The 21,190-nt window shown below is 65.3% G+C and carries 17 protein-coding genes; 2 read left to right on the top strand and 15 right to left on the bottom strand.

Translation table 11 applies throughout. The features are described 5' to 3' along the window. Positions 1-86: 86 nt before the first annotated feature. Both L0U84_RS37295 and L0U84_RS37290 read right to left on the bottom strand, forming a co-directional pair. Positions 87-1,220, bottom strand: a complete 1,134-nt coding sequence (locus L0U84_RS37295; protein WP_233859817.1) for a mannitol dehydrogenase family protein — start codon at positions 1,218-1,220, stop codon at positions 87-89. A gap of 38 nt (positions 1,221-1,258) precedes the next feature. Continuing rightward, entirely contained in the window at positions 1,259-2,281 is a 1,023-nt protein-coding gene (locus tag L0U84_RS37290; RefSeq protein ID WP_233859815.1) for a zinc-binding alcohol dehydrogenase family protein, read from the bottom strand. 282 nt (positions 2,282-2,563) lie between these two features. On the opposite strand from L0U84_RS37290, the gene L0U84_RS37285 reads away from it, so the two are divergent. Then, a complete protein-coding gene (locus tag L0U84_RS37285) occupies positions 2,564-3,274 on the top strand; it encodes a FadR/GntR family transcriptional regulator (protein ID WP_233858089.1) in 711 nt (236 codons plus the stop codon). Positions 3,275-3,318: 44 nt separating this feature from the next. Here L0U84_RS37285 and L0U84_RS37280 read toward each other — a convergent pair whose 3' ends face one another. The 11 genes from L0U84_RS37280 to treA all read right to left on the bottom strand — a co-directional run bounded on the left by L0U84_RS37280 (position 3,319) and on the right by treA (position 16,445). Continuing rightward, a complete protein-coding gene (locus tag L0U84_RS37280; protein WP_233858087.1) occupies positions 3,319-4,296 on the bottom strand; it encodes a N(4)-(beta-N-acetylglucosaminyl)-L-asparaginase in 978 nt (325 codons plus the stop codon). Positions 4,297-4,331: 35 nt separating this feature from the next. Continuing rightward, entirely contained in the window at positions 4,332-5,396 is a 1,065-nt protein-coding gene (locus tag L0U84_RS37275; protein WP_233858085.1) for an ABC transporter substrate-binding protein, read from the bottom strand. A gap of 127 nt (positions 5,397-5,523) precedes the next feature. After that, on the bottom strand, positions 5,524-6,444 hold the full coding sequence (locus L0U84_RS37270) for a LysR substrate-binding domain-containing protein (protein WP_233858083.1): 921 nt from the start codon (positions 6,442-6,444) through the stop codon (positions 5,524-5,526). Positions 6,445-6,518: 74 nt separating this feature from the next. After that, positions 6,519-7,766, bottom strand: a complete 1,248-nt coding sequence (locus L0U84_RS37265) for a metal-dependent hydrolase family protein (RefSeq protein WP_233859814.1) — start codon at positions 7,764-7,766, stop codon at positions 6,519-6,521. 66 nt (positions 7,767-7,832) lie between these two features. Next, a complete protein-coding gene (locus L0U84_RS37260) occupies positions 7,833-9,023 on the bottom strand; it encodes a M24 family metallopeptidase (RefSeq protein ID WP_233858081.1) in 1,191 nt (396 codons plus the stop codon). Between the two features lie 72 nt (positions 9,024-9,095). Continuing rightward, positions 9,096-9,983, bottom strand: coding sequence for an ABC transporter permease (locus tag L0U84_RS37255; RefSeq protein WP_233858079.1), 888 nt, complete (start codon positions 9,981-9,983; stop codon positions 9,096-9,098). Between the two features lie 3 nt (positions 9,984-9,986). Next, the gene (locus L0U84_RS37250; RefSeq protein WP_233858077.1) at positions 9,987-11,048 is read right to left on the bottom strand and encodes an extracellular solute-binding protein; all 1,062 of its coding nucleotides are present in this window, start codon (positions 11,046-11,048) and stop codon (positions 9,987-9,989) included. An 11-nt stretch (positions 11,049-11,059) separates the two neighbouring features. After that, entirely contained in the window at positions 11,060-12,112 is a 1,053-nt protein-coding gene (locus L0U84_RS37245; protein ID WP_233858075.1) for an ABC transporter ATP-binding protein, read from the bottom strand. Positions 12,113-12,114: 2 nt separating this feature from the next. Then, a complete protein-coding gene (locus tag L0U84_RS37240; protein WP_233858073.1) occupies positions 12,115-12,978 on the bottom strand; it encodes an ABC transporter permease in 864 nt (287 codons plus the stop codon). A 215-nt stretch (positions 12,979-13,193) separates the two neighbouring features. Continuing rightward, positions 13,194-14,489, bottom strand: a complete 1,296-nt coding sequence (locus L0U84_RS37235; protein ID WP_233858071.1) for an MFS transporter — start codon at positions 14,487-14,489, stop codon at positions 13,194-13,196. Positions 14,490-14,636: 147 nt separating this feature from the next. Further along, a complete protein-coding gene (treA, locus tag L0U84_RS37230; protein ID WP_233858069.1) occupies positions 14,637-16,445 on the bottom strand; it encodes an alpha,alpha-trehalase TreA in 1,809 nt (602 codons plus the stop codon). 472 nt (positions 16,446-16,917) lie between these two features. Between treA and L0U84_RS37225 the strand changes: the two genes are divergently transcribed. Then, the gene (locus tag L0U84_RS37225) at positions 16,918-17,097 is read left to right on the top strand and encodes a hypothetical protein (protein WP_129960769.1); all 180 of its coding nucleotides are present in this window, start codon (positions 16,918-16,920) and stop codon (positions 17,095-17,097) included. Between the two features lie 95 nt (positions 17,098-17,192). Here L0U84_RS37225 and L0U84_RS37220 read toward each other — a convergent pair whose 3' ends face one another. Both L0U84_RS37220 and L0U84_RS37215 read right to left on the bottom strand, forming a co-directional pair. Beyond that, a complete protein-coding gene (locus tag L0U84_RS37220) occupies positions 17,193-18,698 on the bottom strand; it encodes an alkaline phosphatase family protein (RefSeq protein ID WP_233858067.1) in 1,506 nt (501 codons plus the stop codon). A 422-nt stretch (positions 18,699-19,120) separates the two neighbouring features. Next, entirely contained in the window at positions 19,121-21,037 is a 1,917-nt protein-coding gene (locus tag L0U84_RS37215) for a potassium transporter Kup (RefSeq protein WP_233858065.1), read from the bottom strand. Between the last annotated feature and the right edge of the window lie 153 nt (positions 21,038-21,190).

Below are 21,190 nucleotides of genomic sequence, written 5' to 3'. Positions count from 1 at the left end.
TATTTGGATGAACCGCGCGGCCTCGCGGCCGCCGGTGTGCTGCCGGGGTTTGCTACAGATTTACTGCCGATTCATGGCCCGCGCCGTTAGCCGTCGTGCGCGCACGCGGTAAGCGCCGCATTCAGGCGCGGTTGCTCGACACGCACGCCAAGCTCGCGCGCCAGATCGATCACCGGCTTGAAGCGCCGCTCTTTCTTCTGCTCGTGATTGCGCGCAATGTCGGCGAGGCGATGATCGAGGAACGGGTTTTCGAAGCGCTCGCGCACGTCGTCGAGATAGGCGCGCGCGTCGCTGCCCTGACCGAGCGCATCGAAGACCGGCAGCACTTCGTCGCGCCACAGCGATTCGAGATCGGCCCGCAACAGCGGATCGCGCATCGCGTGAAGCACGTTTTCGCCGGGATCGCGCGCATCGGCCTGCCAGCGCTCGGCAAGCCACGTGTGTCCGAGATTCAGCAAGAACAGCTTCAGGCGCTCGTAGTGCAGCAGATCGTCGGTGACGATCATCGCTTCGTGCTCGCACGGCAACACCATGCCGGCGCGCCGCTCGATCGCCCACAACGCGTAGGGTTCGGCAACCGCGCCGACCGGCCGGATCGGCTCGGACACGATGCGGTCCACCAGCGAATTGACCCAGACGCACGTGTGCTCGATGTAGCTCAGGAAGCCGGTTCCGGCGTTCCAGCCGCGCGCGATATCGGCGACGAGGCTACGCAGTGTGTCGCCGTTGTTGGACACGAGTTCGCATGGCAGCAGCGTCAGCGGCGCGGCCCCGGCTTTGAAGCGTGCATGCAGCAGCACCACGAGCTTCGCCGCGAATCCACGCGGCACGCTGTTCTCGTCGTGCAATAACTCGGCGGTGTCGTCGGCGAAGCACTCGTAGCCCCGGTCGCCGGTGTTCGAGATCACCACACGCGCATCGCACGCGAAGCGCTGCACCACGGTCGGCCAATCGGTTTGCGCGTTCAATGCCTCGGTAATCGCGTGACATCGCGTGGTCGTATCGATCACCGCTTCGCGGCGCAGGCCCCGAATGCGCACGTCGTATTGCCGGTGCGCGCGTAGCGCGTCGATGCGCGCGAGGCTCTCGGGGTTGGCCGTCGTCTGTACGACCGTGACGTGGCCCAACGCGCGGCCCGCGTCGAGTGCCGCCGACACGAACAGATCCGCGTGCGCCTGCAGAAAACGGCTCGTGCCGAATTGAAGGATCGGGTTGCCCATCGTTCGCATCGTTCGCATCGTTCATCGTCCCCGCTCGTTCAACAGGCGACCAGCGCCTTGATGACGCCGGCATCCGGTTTCAGCAACTTGGGGAATTCGCTCGGCAGATTGCCGAGTTCGACCACGTGCGTATTGAGCGCGGCCGTCGGAATCTTGCCCGCGCGCATCGCGTCGAGCACCGTTTCGAAGTCGGCGACGGTCGCGTTGCGGCTCGCGAGCAAGGTCGTCTCGCGCTTGTGAAACTCGGGATCGGCAAAAGAAATGCGCTCGCTGACGATCGACACCAACACGTACTTGCCACCATGTGCGACGAACTGCAACCCGCGCTCCATCGCCTTCACGTTGCCGGTGGCGTCGAACACCACGTCGAAGAACTCGTTGTCGGTCAGCGCGGCGAGTTCGGCGGCATCGGTCGCGGCCTCGGTGGTGTCGAGCAGCACCGTGTGATCCGCCTGCAACGCGCCGGCACACACCGACAAGCGGTCCGCGCGGCCATCGAGCACCGTGACTTCGGCGCCGCGCAGCTTCGCGAAGATCGTCGCGGCCATGCCGATCGGTCCTGCGCCGACTACCAGCACACGCTGCGCGGTCTGCACGTCGGCGCGCGCGACCGCGTGTGCGCCGATCGCCAGAAACTCGAGCATCGCGGCTTCGTCGAGCGTCACGCCGTCTGCCTTGAAGACGAACGCCTGCGGCACCGCAAGGTACTCGGTCATGCCGCCGTCGGTGTGGACGCCGAGCACGCGGATGTTCACGCAGCAGTTGCCCTTGCCCGCGCGGCACGCGACGCAGCGCCCGCACGACAGATACGGCATCACGTACACCTGATCGCCGGCCGCGACGCGCGCGCCGGCCGGCGCCGCTTCGACGATGCCGGCAAGCTCATGGCCCATCACACGCGGATACGACAGATACGGCTGATTGCCGGTGAAGATATGGAAGTCGGTGCCGCAGATGCCGACCCGGCGGATGCGGATCAGCACGTCGTCAGGACCCGCGTCGGGCATCGCACGTTCGGCGAGCGCGAGCTGGCCGGGTTGTTCGCAAATGACTGTCTTCATCGTCATGGAGGAATTGATCGGGTGGCGGGGAGCGGAGCGACCCGGAGGCTCGCTCGTCTGGCGTCTACTTGGCGTCAATCTGGCCTTACCAATTTGCAAAAGTAAAGGTACGTGCGATACTGGTCAAGCCAATTTGCGTGAACTTGGGGGAAACCCCGAACGCTGACCGATCGCCCCCCGAGGGGCCGCGGTTTGCGCGCGGTTTGCGTGTTGGGCGCTTCGATCTACAATCGGCGCTCGCCTTATCGGGCTTACACAAGCTCCATCGCCGGGAAACGTTTCGTGACCGCCAAACCTGCCGACCCTCGCCGTCTCTATCTTCAGATCGCGGAAAAATTGCGCGATCTGATCGCTCAGCCGGAGTTCGCGCCGAACGGCCGCCTGCCGCCCGAGCGGGCGCTGGCGGAGACGCTCGGCGTGTCGCGGCCGTCGGTGCGCGAGGCGCTGGTCGCGCTGGAACTCGAAGGGCTCGTCGAGATTCGTATGGGCTCGGGCGTCTATCTGTGCGCGACGCCGTCCGCGCAGAACGATGCGTCGCTGTCGCAGGCCGAACTCGGCGATAGCCTGCTCGATATCCTCGGCGCGCGCTGCCTGATCGAAGGCTCGATCATCGCGAGCGTCGCACCGTTCTGCAAACCGAAAGACCTGAAGATGCTGCGCGCCATCTACAACGAGATGCAGCGCGAGGTGAAGGCAGGCAGAATTCCGGTCGCGTCCGATCGCGCGTTCCATCTCGCGATCGCGCAGATGTCCGGTAACGAGGTGCTCGTGCGCACCGTCAGCTCGTTATTCGATGCGCGGCATAGTCCGCTGTCGGAAAAGCTGCGCGGCCACTTCGAGAACGAAACGACGTGGGGCGCGGTGCCCGACGAACATCTGGTGATTCTCGAAGCGCTCGAGGCGCATGATCCGATTCAGGCGCAGGCGGCGATGCAGCGTCACTTGAAGCTGTCGTTGGAGCGGGTGATTACGGGGGGGCAGCGCACGCCTTAGGCGCCGCTGCGAGATACGGCTGATGCGCGGATGCGTGTCGCCCCTCAAACGTCGGTATAAACCTGCATCGCAATCCGCTTGCTCTGCGGCTCACCCTCCGAGATCTGAATCAGCTCGCTATCACGGCGTTGCGGCCCTGCCATGCCGGGCGTCCACACCCAGTAGTGATTGCCCGGCAAGCCATTGACCGCCACCACGCGATGATTGCCCGCCGCGTCGATCGCATGGATCGTCACGCGGCTGATCAAGCCGCCCTTGAGCGCGCGCATGTCGTCGACGGCCTCGCTCACCGCGCGCTCGACACTCATTCCCATCTTCATGTAGAGCACCACCGCGCGCGCCGTGCCCGCGCGGATCGTCATCTCGCCCGCGCCCGTGCATGCACAGGCGCCGTAGCGGCTATCGGCATAGGAGCCCGCGCCGATCACGGGACTGTCGCCGAGACGGCCCGGATATTTCCAGCCCCATCCCGACGTACTCGTGCCGCTCACGACATTGCGGGCGCTGTCCAGTGCGAGAAAAACGGTGGTGTCCTTGCCGATCTCCGGATCGACCGCGTCGTGGCAATAGCGTTCGAGCGGCACGTTCGGCCATGCGGCCTTGTCGGCCGCGCTGACTTCGCTGTCGAACCAGTGCGCGTACGCTTTGCGCGAATGTTCGGCAAGCAGTTCGCAACGCTCCGCGGCCGTTTCGGCTGCATAGCGCGCGGCGCCCTCGCCGATCAGCAGCTCGTGCGGCAGCCGCTCCATCACCGCGCGCGCGACGCTCACCGGATGCCTGAACCCCTTCAGGCCGCCGACCGCGCCAGTGCGCAGCGTCGAGCCATCCATCAGCGACGCATCGAGCTCCACTTCGCCGAGCAGATTCGGCCAGCCGCCGCGCCCGACCGTGCGCACCTCTTCATCATCTTCGACGAGCCGGATGCCGGCCTCGACCGCGTCGAGCCCGGCACCGCCGTTGCGCAGCAGTTCGGCGGTCAGGCCGATGCCGGATTTACCTTCGTTGTTGGTCAGAATGATCATGTGTTCAGCTCTTACAGGCGGAAGAATACGGACCGTTACAGCCCAGCGCGAAAATCCTTGTTCCAGAAGTCGAGCATTGCCGTTTTGTGTTTCATCAACATCGCGAAGTCGACCGGCACGATCCGCTCCAGTTCCTTGCCCGAGAATCCCACCGCCTGTTGCAACGACTGCGGCAGGTTCGCGTTCGCGATCGTCGGCGCGTAGCCCATCGACTCGGCGAACGCGCGCTGCGAACGCGGATCGAGCATCGCATTCAGATACGGAAACGCGCACGCGGACGACTTGCTGCCCGCGGTCACCGCCGCCTCGAACGTGGCCGGCAATGCGCCTTCCTTCGGAAACACGTAATCGACCGCAAGGCCTGCTTTTTTCCACTGCAGCGTGCGCGCCTTCCACGTGACGGTCACGACGATCTCGCCGCTCTTGAGCGCCGACGCCAGCGCATCGACCGACGGATACACGCGCGGCGACGCCTCGCGCAGCGCGCGCAAATACTTCTGCCCGAGCGCGAGATCGCTCGCCTGTCCACCCGAGGCGAGCGCGCCCGCGAGCGTCAGATAGTCATACTGATCATCGACCAGGCCGATTTTGCCCTTGAATTGAGGGTCCAACAGCGCGGCGAGACCATCGGGGCGCGTGCGCACGCGATCCGTATCGTAGACCAGCACGAGCGCGCTGAAGATGTGCGGCACCGCGTAGCCGCGGCGAAATTGCGGAATCACGTTGGCAAGGTTCGGCAGCAGCGCGTCGTCGAGTTTCGCGGTCGTGCCTTCGGAGTACATCTGGAACATGTCGTTGTCACGCAGCAGCGCGACGTCCATCGTGCTGCGCCGGCCGTGCGCTTCGGCGCGCATCGTGGTCTGCCGCGCGAGCGCACTGCCGACCGCATAGGTGATCGTGTCCCCGCCAGGCGTCACGAGCGAATCGATGTTCTGTTGCAGCAGGCGTTGATAGTCGCCGCCCCAGGTGCCGACCACTACTTGCCCCGAGCACGCACCGGCCGCGTTGGCTTTTACCGCGAACGGACCCAGTGCGGATGCGGCAACGAGTGCGCCCGTGGATCGAAGAAAACGGCGGCGTGGCTGGTTGATGTGATTCATACACTCGCTCCAGGAGAAATGCGTTTTCGAAAAGAAGCCGCGACAGACGAGCTCAGGCCTCGGTGGCCCGATCTGTATTTGAATGGATAGGTTCGGAACGCCGCTGCCGCCGCGAAGCGGCAGTAAGTCAACTCGCTGCGCTCAAGCGCGCATTCACGGCCGCCAGCACTTCTTCGAGCGTCTCCTCCAACACCTTCGACAATTCGTCGAGATGCGGAGCCGGCGCCGCGCCATGCGGCGTGATCTTCAGCGTGTGGAAAGGCATCGCGTGTTCGAAGCGGCGCAGGATCAGATTCGAGTCGAGGAAGTCGTAGGCCGACACCGGATGCAGCAAACCGATGCCGAGGCCTTCCTTGACCATCGTCGCGATGTTGACCGAATACGGTGCGGTCGCGACCACCTGCGACTGCAACTGGCCGGTCGCGAACACCTGATCCATGCCCCAGCGCACGAGGTCGGGCAAATCGTACGACACGATCGGCTGATTCTGCAGATCGGCGACCTTGATGACCTTGCGCTTGCCGAGCGGATGACCGGCCGGCAACGCGCAGATCGCATCGAGCTGCGCGAAGGCGGTCGAATCGGTGCCGGTCACGTCGACCGTATTCGTGACGAGGCCGAGCGCGAGTTGACGCGACACCACCTGATCGCGAATCAGCGACGATGCCCCGGTCGTCAACGCGATCTGCACGGCCGGGTGCCGCCGATGAAAGTTCGCGACGACGCGCGCGAAGTAGCCGAGCCCGAACGACACGACCGAGCCCACGCGAATCACCGCGGTCGACGGATTGCGCAAGCTCAGCGCGAACTCGCGGATGTTGTTCAGGCCGGCATAGCGCCGCTCGACTTCCTCGAACAGCGCCAACGCTTCGACGGTCGGTTCGAGCCGTCCGCGGCTGCGATCGAACAGCGTCAGACTGAGCGAGCGCTCCAGGTCGGTAATCAGGCGGCTGATGCCCGACTGCGACGTGCCGATGACCTGCGCGGCGCGGGTCGTCGTGCGGGTGAGCATCAGCGCCCTGAATGCGTCGATGTGCCGAAAGTCCATCCGTTCTCTCCGGATTGCATGGGCCGCCGGCGCTCCCCGCTGTCAACCCCGCTCGCACGGGAGCGCTGCGCATGTCAGGCCGGCAAATCAAAGGCATGGATTTTACCGCCCTTCATCACGACCGGAATGCGCTCACCCTGCCCCAGCAGACAGTCGAGCGACGCGAGCGGATTGCCGTCGACGACCAGCATGTCGGCATGCGCGCCCGCCGTGATCTGTCCGAGCTGCCCGACCTGGCCGAGCACCTGCGCGCCGACCACGGTCGCGCTGCGCAGGATCTCGAGCGGCGACAGCACTTCGCTGCGCAAGCGGAATTCGTCGCTTTGCAGACGCTGCGACTCGCCGAGCAGATCGCTGCCGAAGCCCATCGGCACGCCCGCCGCGCGGAAGATTTCGAGCGAATGCAGGCCCGCCTGGCGCACGCTCTCGATCTTCGCGACGCTGTCGGCGGGTAGGCCCAGCGATTCGCCTTCGTTCGCGAGCGCATCGTAGGTGACGAGCGTCGGCACCGCGAACGCGCCGTGCTCGGCCATCACGCGCGCGGCCGCTTCGTCGACCAGATTGCCGTGCTCGATCGTCCGGACCCCGCACCGCACCGCGCGCGTGATCGCCTCGGCCGTGTACGCATGCGCGAGCACGTAGGTGCCGCGCGCCCGCGCCTCGTGGACGATCGCCCTGATCTCGTCTTCCGAATAGCCCCATGCGCCGACCGGATCGGTGGGCGAGGCGACGCCGCCGGAGGCCATGATCTTGATCTGGTCGGCGCCCATCTGCAGTTCTTCGCGCACCGCGCGGCGCACGGCATCGACACCGTCGGCGACACGCGAGATCGCGCCGACCCGCGCGCAACACGCGCATGGGCTATCCATGCCGATGTAGTCGCTCCTGCTGCGCATGTCGCCGTGTCCGCCGGTCTGGCTGATCGCGCGGCCCGACACGAATAGCCGCGGACCATCGGCCAGCCCCTGTTCGAGCGCCTGTTTGAGCGCGAAGCCCGCGCCGCCGGCGTCGCGCACCGTCGTGAAACCGCGTCTGAGCATGCCTTGCAACAGCGGCAACGACTTCAGCGTGACCAGCACGTTCGGCAGATTCACCTGTGCCGCGAGATTGAGCTGCGTCGCGTGCACGTGCACGTGCAGATCGATCAGGCCGGGCATCAGGGTCTTGCCGCGTACATCGATTTCGCGCGCGGACGTGGTGCGGATCGGCCGATCCGAGACCTCCTTGATGCGTCCGTTTTCCACCAGCACCGCGTGGTCCTCGCGCAACTCGCCGGCAACCGGGTCGAGCAGCGCGCAGTGCGAGAACAGAATCGACTCCATCATGTCTCCTCCCGGTTCAGGACCGGGGTGATCTCCAACGTTGAAGGGTGTCGCGAGCTGCGCGACTCAATCGATGGTCGCGTGCGCGAGCGTGCGCGGGGTCTTCGTCAGCAGCTCGGGTGTCGGGCCGGTCACGACCGAATCGTCGAGCCGGAAGCCGCCGAGTCCGTACACATAGATGCCGGGCTCCGCCGAGTAGACCTCGTTGTCGAGCAGCGCGCGGTGATTGAACGCCATGTCGTCCGGATACTCGTGACCGATGATGCCCATGCCATGCCCCGTGCGATGCCGGATGTACTTCGCGCAATCGGCCTGCTCGATCACCGCCTGCGCGGCCGCGTCGATACCCGACACCGGCTGGCCGGTGACGGCCGCCGCGACGGCCGCCTCGTTGGCCGCGCGCGCGACCTCATGAAAACGCGCCTGCTCGGCGCTCGGCTTGCCGCAGAACCACGTGCGCTCGTTCTCGATCACGAGACCGTTCAAACGCGGAATCACGATATTGACGAGACCATCGCCCGCCTTGATCCGCGCGCCGCATGACGCACCGTCGCCATGCGGCGACGCCGATGCCGGCCCCGACAAGGTCCAGCAGCGCATCACTTCGAGATTCTCACCGGGAAAGCGGCGCGCGCCTTCGGTCACCATCAGTGTGGCCATCTGATAGTCGAGTTCCTGAACGAGCCGTCCGGGGCGGATGTTCTCGCGATAGCGGTCCTGCACCCAATCGGCAAGACTCGACGCCGCACGCATGATCTCGATCTCCTCCGCGTGCTTGACCCAGCGCAACGAGCGCAGCTCGGCGAGCATCGGCAGGAATTTCGCGTCCGGCAGCAGTGACCCTGTACGGCCGAGCGGACCGCCCGCCGCCTCGACGCCGATTCGCGATGCAGCGAGCCCGGCGGCACGCAAACGCGCGGCGATCAGTTCGGGGACTTCCGCGAGCAGCGGCTGTCGCTCGACCACGCGCGGATGCTCCGAATAGAACGAGATGTTGTCGAGCCACAGATGCCCGCGCTCGCGCGCCATCATCACGTGATGCGTCGACAGCTCGTTCATGATCGCAAACGGCTCACCCGACAGCGGCACGCACACCGCGATCGGCCGCTCCCAGGTCTGCACGTCGACATGGAAATTCGTGGCCCACTGGAAGAAGTCGGCGGACGTGAAAATCAGCGCATCGACGCGCTGACGTTCCATCAGTTTTTGCATCAGGTCGTGACGGTAAGCGCGAGTCTTTTCAGTGAGGATCGGCATCGGTTATTCCTTCAGGAACACGAATAGAGAAGAGGCGCATCCCACCCGCGAGCCCGCGGCGCGCCTGCCAGTTCAGGTCATCATCGTTTTTGCGTAGCGCCGCTGGATGATCCAGTGCGAGAACAGCGCCAGCGCAAACGTCACGACCATCGATACGAGCGACAGCACGGCCCCGAACGGCCAGTTGTTCGCCTTGGCGATCTGGTCGTAGATCGCCGGCGTCATCATCGTGATGCCGGTGCCGCCGAGCAGCACCGGCGTCGCGTACGCGTTCATGCACAGAATGAACACGAGCATCGTGCCGGCCGCGACGCCGGGCGCCGCGATCGGCAGCACGACGCGCGCGAGTGTCTGGCCGAAGCTCGCGCCGAGATTGCGCGCGGCTTCCTCGATCGAGAAATCGAGGCCTTCGAGCACGCTCTGCAAGGTCAGGATCATGTACGGCAGCACCACGGCGGTGGTGCCGGCCACCACCGCGAACGGCGTATACAGCAGCCGTACCGGTTGATCGACGACGCCGAGCGCGATCAGCATCGCATTGACGAAACCCGCGTTGCCGAGCATGACCATCCACCCCGCCGCGCGCACGACGTTGCCGACCAGCAGCGGAAACACCAGCAGCATCACCAGCTGGCTCTTGAAGCGGCTCTGCGTTTTCGCGAGCACATAGGCGACCGGAAAACCGAGCACGAGCGACAACGCCGTGCACAGCGCGGCCACCTTGATCGTGGTCCACAGCACCGCGTGGTAGTACGGATCGGTCAGAAACTGGACGTAGTTCTCGAGCGTGAACGCCGCCTGCATCATCTGGACCGAGTCGAAATGATTGAAGCTGTAGCGCACCAGTTGCGCGCCCGGCAGCACGATCACGAATAGCACGACCAGCACGGCAGGCGATGCGAGCAGGCCCCCGGCAAAGTCGCGGCGCCGCGGCGCGGCGTTCAGTGCGCTCGTCGTCATGGTTCAAAGTCCCGGCTTGAATTCCTTGTTCCAGAAGTCGAGCAGCGCCGGTTTTTCCGCGGTGAAACGCGCGTAGTCGACTTTGACGAGGCGATCGAGTTCGGCATTCGTGAAGCCGACGCTCTGTTGCAGCGTCGGCGGCAACGCCGCATCGGTGACGGTCGGCGCATAGCCCATCGTCTCGGCGAAGCCGACCTGCGCGCGCGGATCGAGCATCGCGTTCAGATAGTTGAAGCCACAGCCACGCGTCGGCGCGTTCTTCGGCACGGCGGCTTCGAACGTGACCGGCACGCCGCCCTCTTTCGGGAACGCATAGTCGACCGGCACGCCGCCTTTTTTCCACTGCAACGCGCGCGCCTTCCACATGCAGGTCATCCAGATTTCGCCGCTTTTCAGCGCCGCCGCGACCGCTTCGTTCGACGGATAAACCTTCGGCTGCTGCTTGCGCGCCTCGCGCAGAAACTGGATGCCGGCCGCCGTGTCGCCGTTGTGCTGGCCCGCCGCGAGTGAAGATTGCAGCACGTTGAAGTTGTACAGAATGTCGGAAAAGCCCACCCGTCCCTTCAGTTTCGGATCGAGCGCGACCGCGAGCGAGTCGGGCTTCGCCTGAAACTTCTCCGGGTTGTAGACGATCACCATCGCACTGAAGATGTGCGGAATCGAATAGGGACGGCGCAGCGCTTCGATCGTGCGCGCCGAGTTCGGCACCAGTTTGGAATCGAGCGGTTCGAGCACGCCCGAACGGTTGACGTCGAACATATCGATGTCGGCGAGACACGCGACGTCGAGCGAACCGTGACGCGACATTTTCTCCGCGCGCAGCTTGGTCATGCGGCCGATCTGATCGGCCGAGTCGTAAGTGACGTGACCGCCCGCGGACTCGATGATCGGCTTGCCGATGTTCTGTTCGAGCAGGTTCAGATAATCGCCGCCCCACGTGCCGACGACCACACTGGGACAAGCGTCGGCCGCCAACGCCGCGCGCGGATCGAAGCCGAGCGACGGAGCGACGAGCAGACCGGATGCAGCTTTCAGAAACGTGCGGCGCGTGATGGGATGGGTCATTTTATGGTCCTTCAGGCGGAAAAAAGCAGGCAATCTTCGGTTCTGAAGCACGCGTGCAGCGTGTCGCCCGGCGACCACGCGCCGGCACCCGCATGCGCGGTGTTCGGCACGAGCGCGACGAGGCTCTGGCCACGCTCGCTCGTCAGGCGTAGTTCGACGCTCGCGCCGAGATAGATCCGCTCGGCCAGCCGCACCGGAATCGATACCTCGCTGTGCTCGGGCGCCGCGGCGAGACGCAGGCGCTCGGGACGGATGCCGAGCGTATTGGCATGGCGCGCGGCGGCATCGACCGCGATTTTTTCGCCGTTCGCCGTGATGAATTGCCCGTTGTCGACGTGGCCCGCGAGGAAATTCATGCGCCCCAGAAAGCTCGCGACGAACGGATTCGCGGGCCGCTCGTACAACTCGTCCGCGCGGCCGATCTGCTGCACGCGTCCGTCGTGCATGACGGCCACGCGGTCCGCCATCGCGAGTGCTTCTTCCTGATCGTGCGTGACGAAGATCGTCGTGAGACCGAGACGCTGCTGGAGCGCGCGGATTTCTTCACGAACCTCGACGCGTAGCTTCGCGTCGAGATTCGACAACGGCTCGTCGAGCAGAAACACGTCGGGCCGGATCGCGAGCGCGCGCGCAATCGCGACACGCTGTTGCTGGCCGCCGGATAACTGCCGCGGATAGCGTTCGGCGAGCGAGCTCAGCCGCACCATGTCGAGCGCCTCGCGAATGCGCGTATCGCGCTCCGCCTTCGGTACGCGCCGCATTTCCAGACCGAACGCGACGTTTTGCGCGACGGTCATGTGCGGAAACAACGCATAGCGCTGAAACACCATGCCGGTGTTGCGCTTGTCGGGCGCGAGCCGCGTGACCTCGGTGTTGCCGATCCAGATTTCGCCATCGCTCGGCTCGACGAAACCCGCGACCATGCGCAGCGTCGTCGTCTTGCCGCAGCCGCTCGGTCCCAGGAACGCGACCAGCTCGCCCTCGGCGATATCGAACGACACGTCGGCGACCGCGGTCGTCGCACCGTACTGCTTGCGCAGATTGCGCAGGGATACCTGAGCCATGATCAGATCACCTTGCCGAGCTTCACGAAACGATCGGTGATCAGCATCACGATGCCGAGCAGCACGATCTGCGCGGCCGATACCGCCGCGATGGTTGGGTCGAGATTGAATTCGAGGTACTGCATGATCGCGATCGGCAACGTGGTCTTGCCGGGGCCGACGAGCGGCAAGGTCATCTCGAGGTTCTCGAACGAGACGATGAAGCCGAACAGCGTGGACGCGACGATGGCCGGGCGCAGCATCGGCAACGTGACGCGCCACAGCGTGCGCCACGCGCCGGCGCCGAGATTGCGCGCCGCCTCCTCGACCATCGTGTCGATCTGGCCCAGGCTCGCGGTGACGAGCCGGATGGTCCACGGAATGGTCAGGCAGATATGCGCGAGCAGCAGGCCGCCGAACGTGCCGACGATGTCGGTGTCGAGCGCATTCTCGGCGCGCAGATAGAACAGATAGGTCGCAATGCCGGCGACGATGCCAGGCACGACTAAGGGCAGAAGCAGCGTGTTGCTGACAAGGCGCCGCCCGGGAAAGCGGTAGCGCGCGAGTGCGAGCGAGGCCGCGACACCGAGCACCACGCCGCCGATCGCCGCGCCGGCCGCGAGCTTCAGCGACAGCACGAAACCGTTCGCGAACGCGTCGTTGCGCCATGCGTTGACGTACCACGACAGCGTGTAGCCGGACGGCGGGAACGTGATGATCGCGTCCTTGAAGAAGCTCAGCCAGATCACGAAGATCAGCGGGCTCAGCATGAACAGGTAGATGAGCGCGACGCCCGCCCTGACGAGCCATTTCGCCGAGGCTAGACGTGGGCGGGACAAAGCGTGCGCGGAAACGATGCTGCTACGGTCGATCGGAACCTGCGTCACCGCGCTTTCTCCTTGGTCGCGATTACACGTTGGGGTGTGTCCGATGAGGTGGCGAGCTCATGCCATCCCAGCTCCGCCTCGGCTGGTGCAATGTAAATTTGCATAGCCTTGCGAACTGCGATTCACAGTAGCATGAATAAAAAAATGCGCAAAGCGGGTTCTGACCGGACGCGCGCTGGGGTTTACGCGGGCGGTGGGCGCCCAGGGGAAGGGTATCAGCGCACCACCGCTGCCCGTGCCCGGCCCGACTTCACGCGCCAGTTCGCGAACGCGCCGAGCGCCATCAGCACGCTGGTGCCGAGAAACACCGCGCGCATGCCGACGTGTCCGCCGACGAAACCGCCGAGCAGCGGGCCGACCACCTGTCCCGCGTACTGCGACGACACCGAGTAGCCGAGAATCGCGCCCGTCACGCTCGCCGGCACGTTGTGGCGGATCACGCTCGCGATGCACGGCAACAGGCCGCCCAGTGCCATGCCCATCAGGAAACGCAGCACGATCAGCTGCCAGCTCGCGGTAACGAACGCCTGCGGGATGAGCAGCACCGCCGCCACCGCGAGGCAGCCGACGATCACGTTCCAGTGCCCGGCGCGATCGGCGAACCTGCCGAGGCGCGACGATGAGATCACGCTGCCGAGCGCCGCGCCCGACATGACGAAGCCCGCGACCATCGTCACGCTTTGCGGCTTCGTGAGCTGGGCGACGTAGACGGTGATGATCGGCTCGATCGACATGTTGGCGACCATCAGCAGCAAACCCGTGGCAAGCATCGCGATGGCCGGCCGCTTGTCGTCCACCGATGCCCACGCGCCTTTCTTCGACGCGTCGTCCGCGCGCTTGCGCACCGGCGTTTCGCGGATCAGGAACGCCGTCGCGAGAAAGGCGACGAAGATCGCCGCGCCCGATGCCCAGAAGGTCGCGCGAATGCCGATCAGCGGCGGCAGGAAGCCGCCGATCAGCGGGCCGACCAGATTGCCCGCCATGATCCCCGACGACAGCACGCCGAGCGCCCAGCCCGAGCGCGCCTTCGGCGTCTGCGTCGCGACGAGGATCATCGAGCCCGACGCATAGCCGCCAAGCAGCCCCGCGAGCAGCCGCAACGCGACCAGTTGCCACGCCGAGTGCGCCATGCCGATCAGCGACATCGCGACCGCCATGCCGAGGCTCGAGCGGATCAGCATCAGCTTGCGGCCGTAGAGGTCCGCGAGCTTGCCCCACAGCGGCGCGACGAGCGCCGCGCTGAAGAAGGTCGCGCCGAACGCGGCGCCTGACCATTGCACGATCGCCGCATGATCCTTCACGCCGAGCTGCTCGACGTAGAGCGGCAGGAACGGCAGCAGCAGCGTCATCGCGACGATGGTGGTGAACGAGCCGAACACGCACACGCAGAGATTGCGCTGCCAGTGCGCGGCGGCTTCATCGTCGGCGGGCGGGACGGCCTGCGCGGGCACCGTGGCCTGCGCCTGCGGCGGCACCGGTTGGGCCGATGGTATGTCGAGCTTGCGATTCATCTTCGAGACTTTCCAGGGTGGCTAGAGACCGTTCGAGCTATCCGAAGCATCGTAACGGGCTGCGCCGCGGTCAGGCAGTCAACCCATCATCCTGGTATCGCTACTACCTCTTCGGAACTCGCGGGCCTGACTGCGCGTCCTGCGCGACTAGTGGCCCACGCGCGACGTGCTGTGCGACGTCTGCGGCGTGGCGGCCGCCGACGCCGCCGCATCCGACACCCCGACCGCGCCGCCGGGCAGATCGGCCGGCTTCGTCGACCTCACCGCATCCGGATAGAGCTGCATCAGCACGCGCAGCACACCGTTGGTCCAGCCGAAGCCGTCCTGTAGCGGATACTCGCCGCCGCCCGCCGACCTGTCGTTCGCGTCGACGTCGTACTTTTCGACCAGCTTGCCGGTGCGCTGGTAGTACGCGACGTCGGTGCGGATCCAGCGCGTCGCGATATCGCGCGCGAGTTCCGGCTCGCTATAGCGGCGCAGCCCCATTACCGCGAGATACTGCAGCGGCGCCCAGCCGTTCGGTTCGTCCCACTGCTGGCCGGTGTTGGTCCGCGTCGTCGCGAGACCGCCCGGGCGCAGCAGATCGCGCCGGATCGTCTGCGCCACTTCGCGCGCGTCGTTGCGTGTCGCGACGCCGGCGTAAAGCGGGTATACGGTCGCGGCAGTGAGCCGGTGCGTGAGCGTGCGATGCACGAAGTCGTAGTCGCCGAACGCATGCAGTTGCGGATCCCACAGCACCCGGCGGATCGCATCGGCGCGCACGCGAGCGCGTAGTTCGAGATTCTCCGCGTGACCCGCATCGCCGGTCACACGGTAGGCTTTCGCGAGCGTGCGTTCGAGGTCCACCATCAGGCAGTTCAGGTCCACCGGCACTATCGAGGTCACGTCGATGCTCGCGAGCGTCCTGCCGTCGGCGAACCAGCGCGAGCTGAAATCCCAGCCGGTTTCGCCGCCCGCGCGCAGGTTGCGCCACAAATCCTGCGCCTCGCGTTGCGGCGCCTGCTGCGCCGTCATCACATCCTCACGATATGACTCGTCGCGCGGCGCCGCGCGCTCGTCCCAGTAGCGATTGAGCAGCGTGCCGTCGGCAAGGCGCACCAGATGGCGCGCCGCGGTCCCAGACGCGACACTGTCGCTGCCGGCCATCCAGTACGCGTATTCACGGCGCAGTTCGGGCAAATAGCGGGCGTACACCTGATCGCCCTCTTTGCGCGCGACGAGCTGCACCATCTGCGCGAAGAACGGCGGCTGGGAACGGCTCAGGTAATACGTGCGATTGCCATTGGGAATGTGGCCATAGCGGTCGATCAAGGTCGAGAAATTGTTGAGCTCGTCGTCGACGAGCGCGTGCTGGCCGCTCGCATCGAGCCCCAGCAGGATGAAGTACGAATCCCAGTAGTAGATCTCGTCGAAGCGGTCGCCAGGCACGATGTACGGCGACGGCAGCGGCAACAGCGACGAGTACGGACTCGCGCTGGCGTCCGGCTCGCGGCGCAGCACGCTCCACAGCGTATCGATGTGCGCGGTGACGCTGTCGTTCGGATCGGACACGTAGCGCTTCGGTGCGCGCGCGGGCAGCGTGAAGCGCTGTTCGACGAACTGCTTCAGGTCGAATTGCGGCTGGGTGCGCCGGCTGTTGTAATCGGCGATGACCTGCGCCGGCGGCTCGTTGGGCCACATATCGGCAAAGGTCTTGCTGTCCGGGTACAGATGCGCGAGTTCGACGTCGCGGTACAGCTCGCCGTACAGTTCGGACGGCGGCGTCGGCACGACCGGCGACGGCTGCGCGTGATCCGTGTTTTCGATGTGCCGGAGCGCGGCGCTGCTGGCGGCATTCGCAGCGACGGCCGATGCGGGCAGCGTAATCGCAGGCACCGCCGGCCTGGTTGGCGCGACAGTCGGGGCGGATTGCGCGCCGACGCCGGTGCTCGCGGCGAGCGCCAGCGCGGTGGCCACCGAGGCAACAGCGCGGCGGTGCAGCCGCGCGCGGCAAGACCAAACGGCAAGATCGGGACGAAATGGCATCGGCGGACCCGTTGAGGGCGACGCGGTGACGTCGACGTAGGCGGCCCGCCGCGCGTGCCGATCACATGCTGCACGCTACCGCGGGGCTTCGAGAGGGTTTCACGAGCAAATGTGGGGCCCGCTTCGCAATGCAAGCTAGCGCGCAAGCGCCTTTTACCGGTGAATTACGGACAACGGAATTGATGCCCGGGCGCCTTTCATCGTCACACGCGCGAGCACCGAATGAAGTGATCAAAAGTTGACGGAAGATTTTCCAGTTGTCATGGGACCGGACGAAAATGGCCAGGTTCAATAGCTGGACCAGTCATTGCGTGCGCGCTTGCGCTGCGGCACCGACGCATGAACAGAGCGCGTCGACCTGTCGATGGCGCTCCCGTCAGACGTTCATTCAATCGAGGCCGAGATGAAAAATCCCTGGACGAAGAAGAACCCGTTCATGAGCATGTGGTTAAGCGGCGCCAATACCGTCGCGAACGCCGCGAGAGTACGGACGATCGCCGCATCCAAGCGGGCGGTCTCCGCATTCTGGACCGCGGCGCTCACGCCGCCGAAGCCGAAGAAAAAAAGCAAGGCGCGCCGCTAAGCAGTCTCGTCTTCGATCACCGCAGCGGCGGCAAGTTTGCACTGCTTTCTCTGGAATAGAATTTGCCGCCCGGAAAGTTGAGCCGGAATCCAGCCTTAGCCTCCGGTCTGGAATCCCAATGACGCCGCCTTCGCGCGCAACTCCGCGAAGCGGTCCGCCGTCGGGTTGATCGCCAGCTTTTGCGACTGATCGATCGCCGATACCGAGCTCGACGGCGAAGGCGCGAGCGCCCCCAGGCACGCTCCGCCGAACGGCCCCTGGGCGACCGTGAACGCGGGAGCGTCGGTGCGCGGCGCGTCGGTGAAATCGAGCGCATAAGCGAGATTGACCGTCGCCGCATCGCTGCCGCGCACCCCAAGCGGCTGCAAGCCGAAGCGCCATTGCAGCAGCGCGTGAATCGAGCTGGGGTCGAACGGATAGCGCGTGACCGAGCCGGCGCGCACGCGTGGGCCAAGCAGCGCGAGCGGCACGCGAAAGCCGAGCTTGCCGTCGTTGCCGAGGGTGAGTTCGCTGTTGCTGATCGGCCTGGTGGGCGGCACCACGTGTTCGAGAAACCCGCCCCATTCGTCGTAGACGACGATCATCAGCGTGCGGCTCCATGTCGGGCTCGTGCGCAGTGCCTCGTAGACCTGCGCGAGAAACGCCTCGCCGTCGCGGATGTCGGCATGCGGATGATCGTCGGCGGAAACGCCTTCCGGCTCGCCCGTGAACGACGGATCGATCATGCAGAATGGCGGCAGCGTCCCCGCCGCGGCATTCACGAGGAAATCCGCATACGGGCGCGAAATGCCGAGATACCGCGTGCCATAAAGCGCCGTGAACGGCACGTCGTGGTAGTAGTAGCGACAGTCGACATTGGCGTCGTTCAGCTTGTCCCAGATCGTGGCGAGCGACGAAGTGCCGGCGCTGTCATCGAGCCGATCCGTTGCGCCGCTATGCAGGTACAGGCGATTGGGAAACGTGCTCGTCAGGATGCCGCTGAAGTAGAAGTCGCCGATCGTGTAACTGCTCGCCACGGCGTTGAAAAATTGCAGATCGGCCGACGTGTAGTAGCCGATAGGCAGCAGATCGCCGGGAATCAGGCTCGTGCCCGGCGTCAGCAGCCAGCCATTCATCGCCCCCGAAGCCAGTTGCGTGCGGGCCCCCGAGAAGCTGTGATTGGGATCCTGGTAGGAGCACGCCTGATAGCCGTACGCGGCATTCGCCGCGAGCGAAAACGGCGTTTGCGTCGCGCCGAACGCGTCCTTGAACTGCTGGTTCGCGGGCCGGCCCTCGGCGCCCGGCACCCAGCCGAGGAAATGGTCGAAGGAACGATTTTCCATCGTGACCAGCACGATGAAGTCGATTCCCGAACCGGCCGGCGCGGGCAACGCCGGGCGCGGCAGGCTATAGCGGTCGGCGGCGTTGGGCGAGGGAATGTCGGTAATCGAGGACGCGGGGTCGCCGCCCGATCCGCCCGATCCGCCCGATCCGCCTGATCCTCCGCCGCTCGATCCGCCGCCTCCGCAACCCGATAGCGCAACGCTGCCGGCCACGGCGGCTACGCCCGCAAGAAAGCGGCGGCGGTCGTGTCCGTGATTCTGGTGAGTCTCGTCGCCCATCACACGTCTCCCTCGTTGGATGCGCCGCGGGCATCCAACCAGGCTTGCCTGCCGCGAAGCAAAACACGCACGCCGATTCGAGCGGCGGCCAGGTCGTTGGCAGCAAGATTCAAACCCGAGGGATCGGCGGTGTGTTTCCCTGCACGGTCAAAAGCGATCGCAGCGAAGAGGCTCGGCGCGAACCCAGGCAGCGTTTCGCAGACCTCTTCGAGGCACGCGCGCCGACACTCGGCAAAGGCGAGGCTATGCGCGTGACGGAAGTGGCGTTGATGATCGCCAAGGGCCTGCCGGATTGGTACGCACGCGTCATAGCGCAGCGCAGTGGCAACGCCAGCGGCTTCAGGCCGAGGTGGAAGCAGCGTTGACGGCCTATCTTCGCGACAGGCTCGCAGCGATTTACCGGCGTGATGCGATGGCGCGCCCTAGATCTCCACGCGCGCGCCGACTTCGATCACGCGATTGGCCGGCAATTTGAAGAACGCCGCGATATTGCCCACGTTGTGCAGCATCACCGCGAACAGGCGCTCACGCCACAATGCCATGCCGTGACCGCGTTTGGGCACGACGACCGCGCGGCTCAGGAACCACGAGGTGTCGTCAAGGTTGAAAGCGAATTCGGGCGATTTGTAGGCGGCCAGCGTGCACGGCAAGTCCACATCGTCCTTGAATCCGTAGTTCACCGTAGCGTGCCAGCAGCCCGTGCACAGCGGGCTGATCGTCACACGCTCGCTTTCGGCCACCCACGGCACGCTTTTCGTGAGTACGCTCAGGAACACCGTCCGCTCATGCAGCACACGGTTGTGCCGCAGGTTGTTGACAAGCGCGTGCGGCACCGCTTCGGCGTCCGGCGTCAGGAAGATCGCCGTGCCGCCGACGCGCGTCGGTGAGCTTTCGAGCAGCGTAGCAAGGTACGGCTTGAGCGGCATCTTTCCCGCCCGCACGCGCGCTTCGGCCAGCATCATTTCCCAGCCGCGTCCCCACGTCGCCATGACCGTGAACACGATCGCGCCGATCACGAGCGGGAACCAGCCGCCATCGACGATCTTCAGCAGATTCGCCGAGAAGAACAGCGCGTCGATCACGAAGAAGAATGAAGTGGACAGCACGCACAGCAGCCAGTTGTAGTGCCATGCGTAACGCACGACGAAGAACGTGAGGAACGTCGTGATCAGCATCGTGCCGGTCACGGCGATGCCATACGCGGACCCGAGCGCCGTGGACGAGCGGAAGCCCAGTACCGCCGCGACCACGGCGATCAGCAGGATCCAGTTGATGCCGGGCACGTAGATCTGGCCGATCTCGCGCTCCGACGTATGCACGATGTTCATGCGCGGCAGGAAGGACAGCTGCATGGCCTGCATCGTCATCGAATAAGTCCCTGAGATGACGGCCTGCGAGGCGATCACGGTGGCGATCGTCGCCAGCACGATCATCGGCACGATGGCCCACTGCGGGAACAGCCGGTAGAACGGGTTTTGCACCGCGCCGGGGTTCGCCAGCAGCAGCGCGCCCTGGCCCAGATAGTTGAGCGCGAGCGCGGGGAAGACGATGCCGAACCACGTAAGCCGAATGGGGCGCTTGCCGAAATGGCCCATGTCGGCATAGAGCGCCTCGGCGCCGGTCAGCGAGAGCACCACCGCGCCGAGCGCGACGAACGCGAGCCAGCGGTGATGCATGACGAAGGCGAGCCCTTCCAGCGGATTGAGCGCATAGAGCACGACCGGCGCGGTCATGATGTTCGCGACGCCCGCCACGCCGATCACCACGAACCAGAGCACCATCACCGGCCCGAACACGGCGCCGATGCCGCCCGTACCGTGCTTTTGCGTGACGAACAGGATGATGAGCGCGGCGAGCGTCACCGGAATCACATAGGTCTTGAGCCCGGGCTCGACGACTTCGAGCCCTTCCACGGCGCTCAGCACGGAAATGGCCGGCGTGATCACGCTATCGCCGAAGAACAGCGCCGCACCCATCACGCCGACCACGAGCAGTCCACGACGCAAACGCGGCCGCGACTTGATCGACGACGCCGCGAGCGCGAGCAGCGCCATGATGCCGCCTTCGCCGTGATTATTCGCCCGCAGGATCAGCACGACGTACTTGAGCGAAACGACGATCATCAGCGACCAGAAGATCAGCGAAACGATGCCGACGATATTGAAAGCATTGAGCGAGAGACCGTTGCTGGGATCGAACACGGTGGCGAGCGTATAGAGCGGGCTCGTGCCGATGTCGCCATAGACTACGCCGAGCGCGGCCAGCGCGAGCGCTGGAAGAGCCGGCGAGGCTTCGCCGTGGCCTTGCTTCTCCGGCGCGGCGGATGCGGAATGTCCCATGTCTCCCTCCTCATACGAATCGCGCGTGAGCCGCGATGGCCGCGCCGCGTGTTCGCTTCGATTCTTTCGTTTCGTTGACGTCAATTCGTCTGGGTCGTACGGGCTGGATCCTGCCAGGAGTGCGCTAGAGGAAGTATAGAAATTTCCGGCGAA

The organism is Paraburkholderia sp. HD33-4, from assembly GCF_021390635.1.
Lineage (GTDB): Bacteria > Pseudomonadota > Gammaproteobacteria > Burkholderiales > Burkholderiaceae > Paraburkholderia.
Note: the sequence above shows the minus strand (reverse complement) of the source record. Positions and strands in the feature narration are given on the sequence as shown.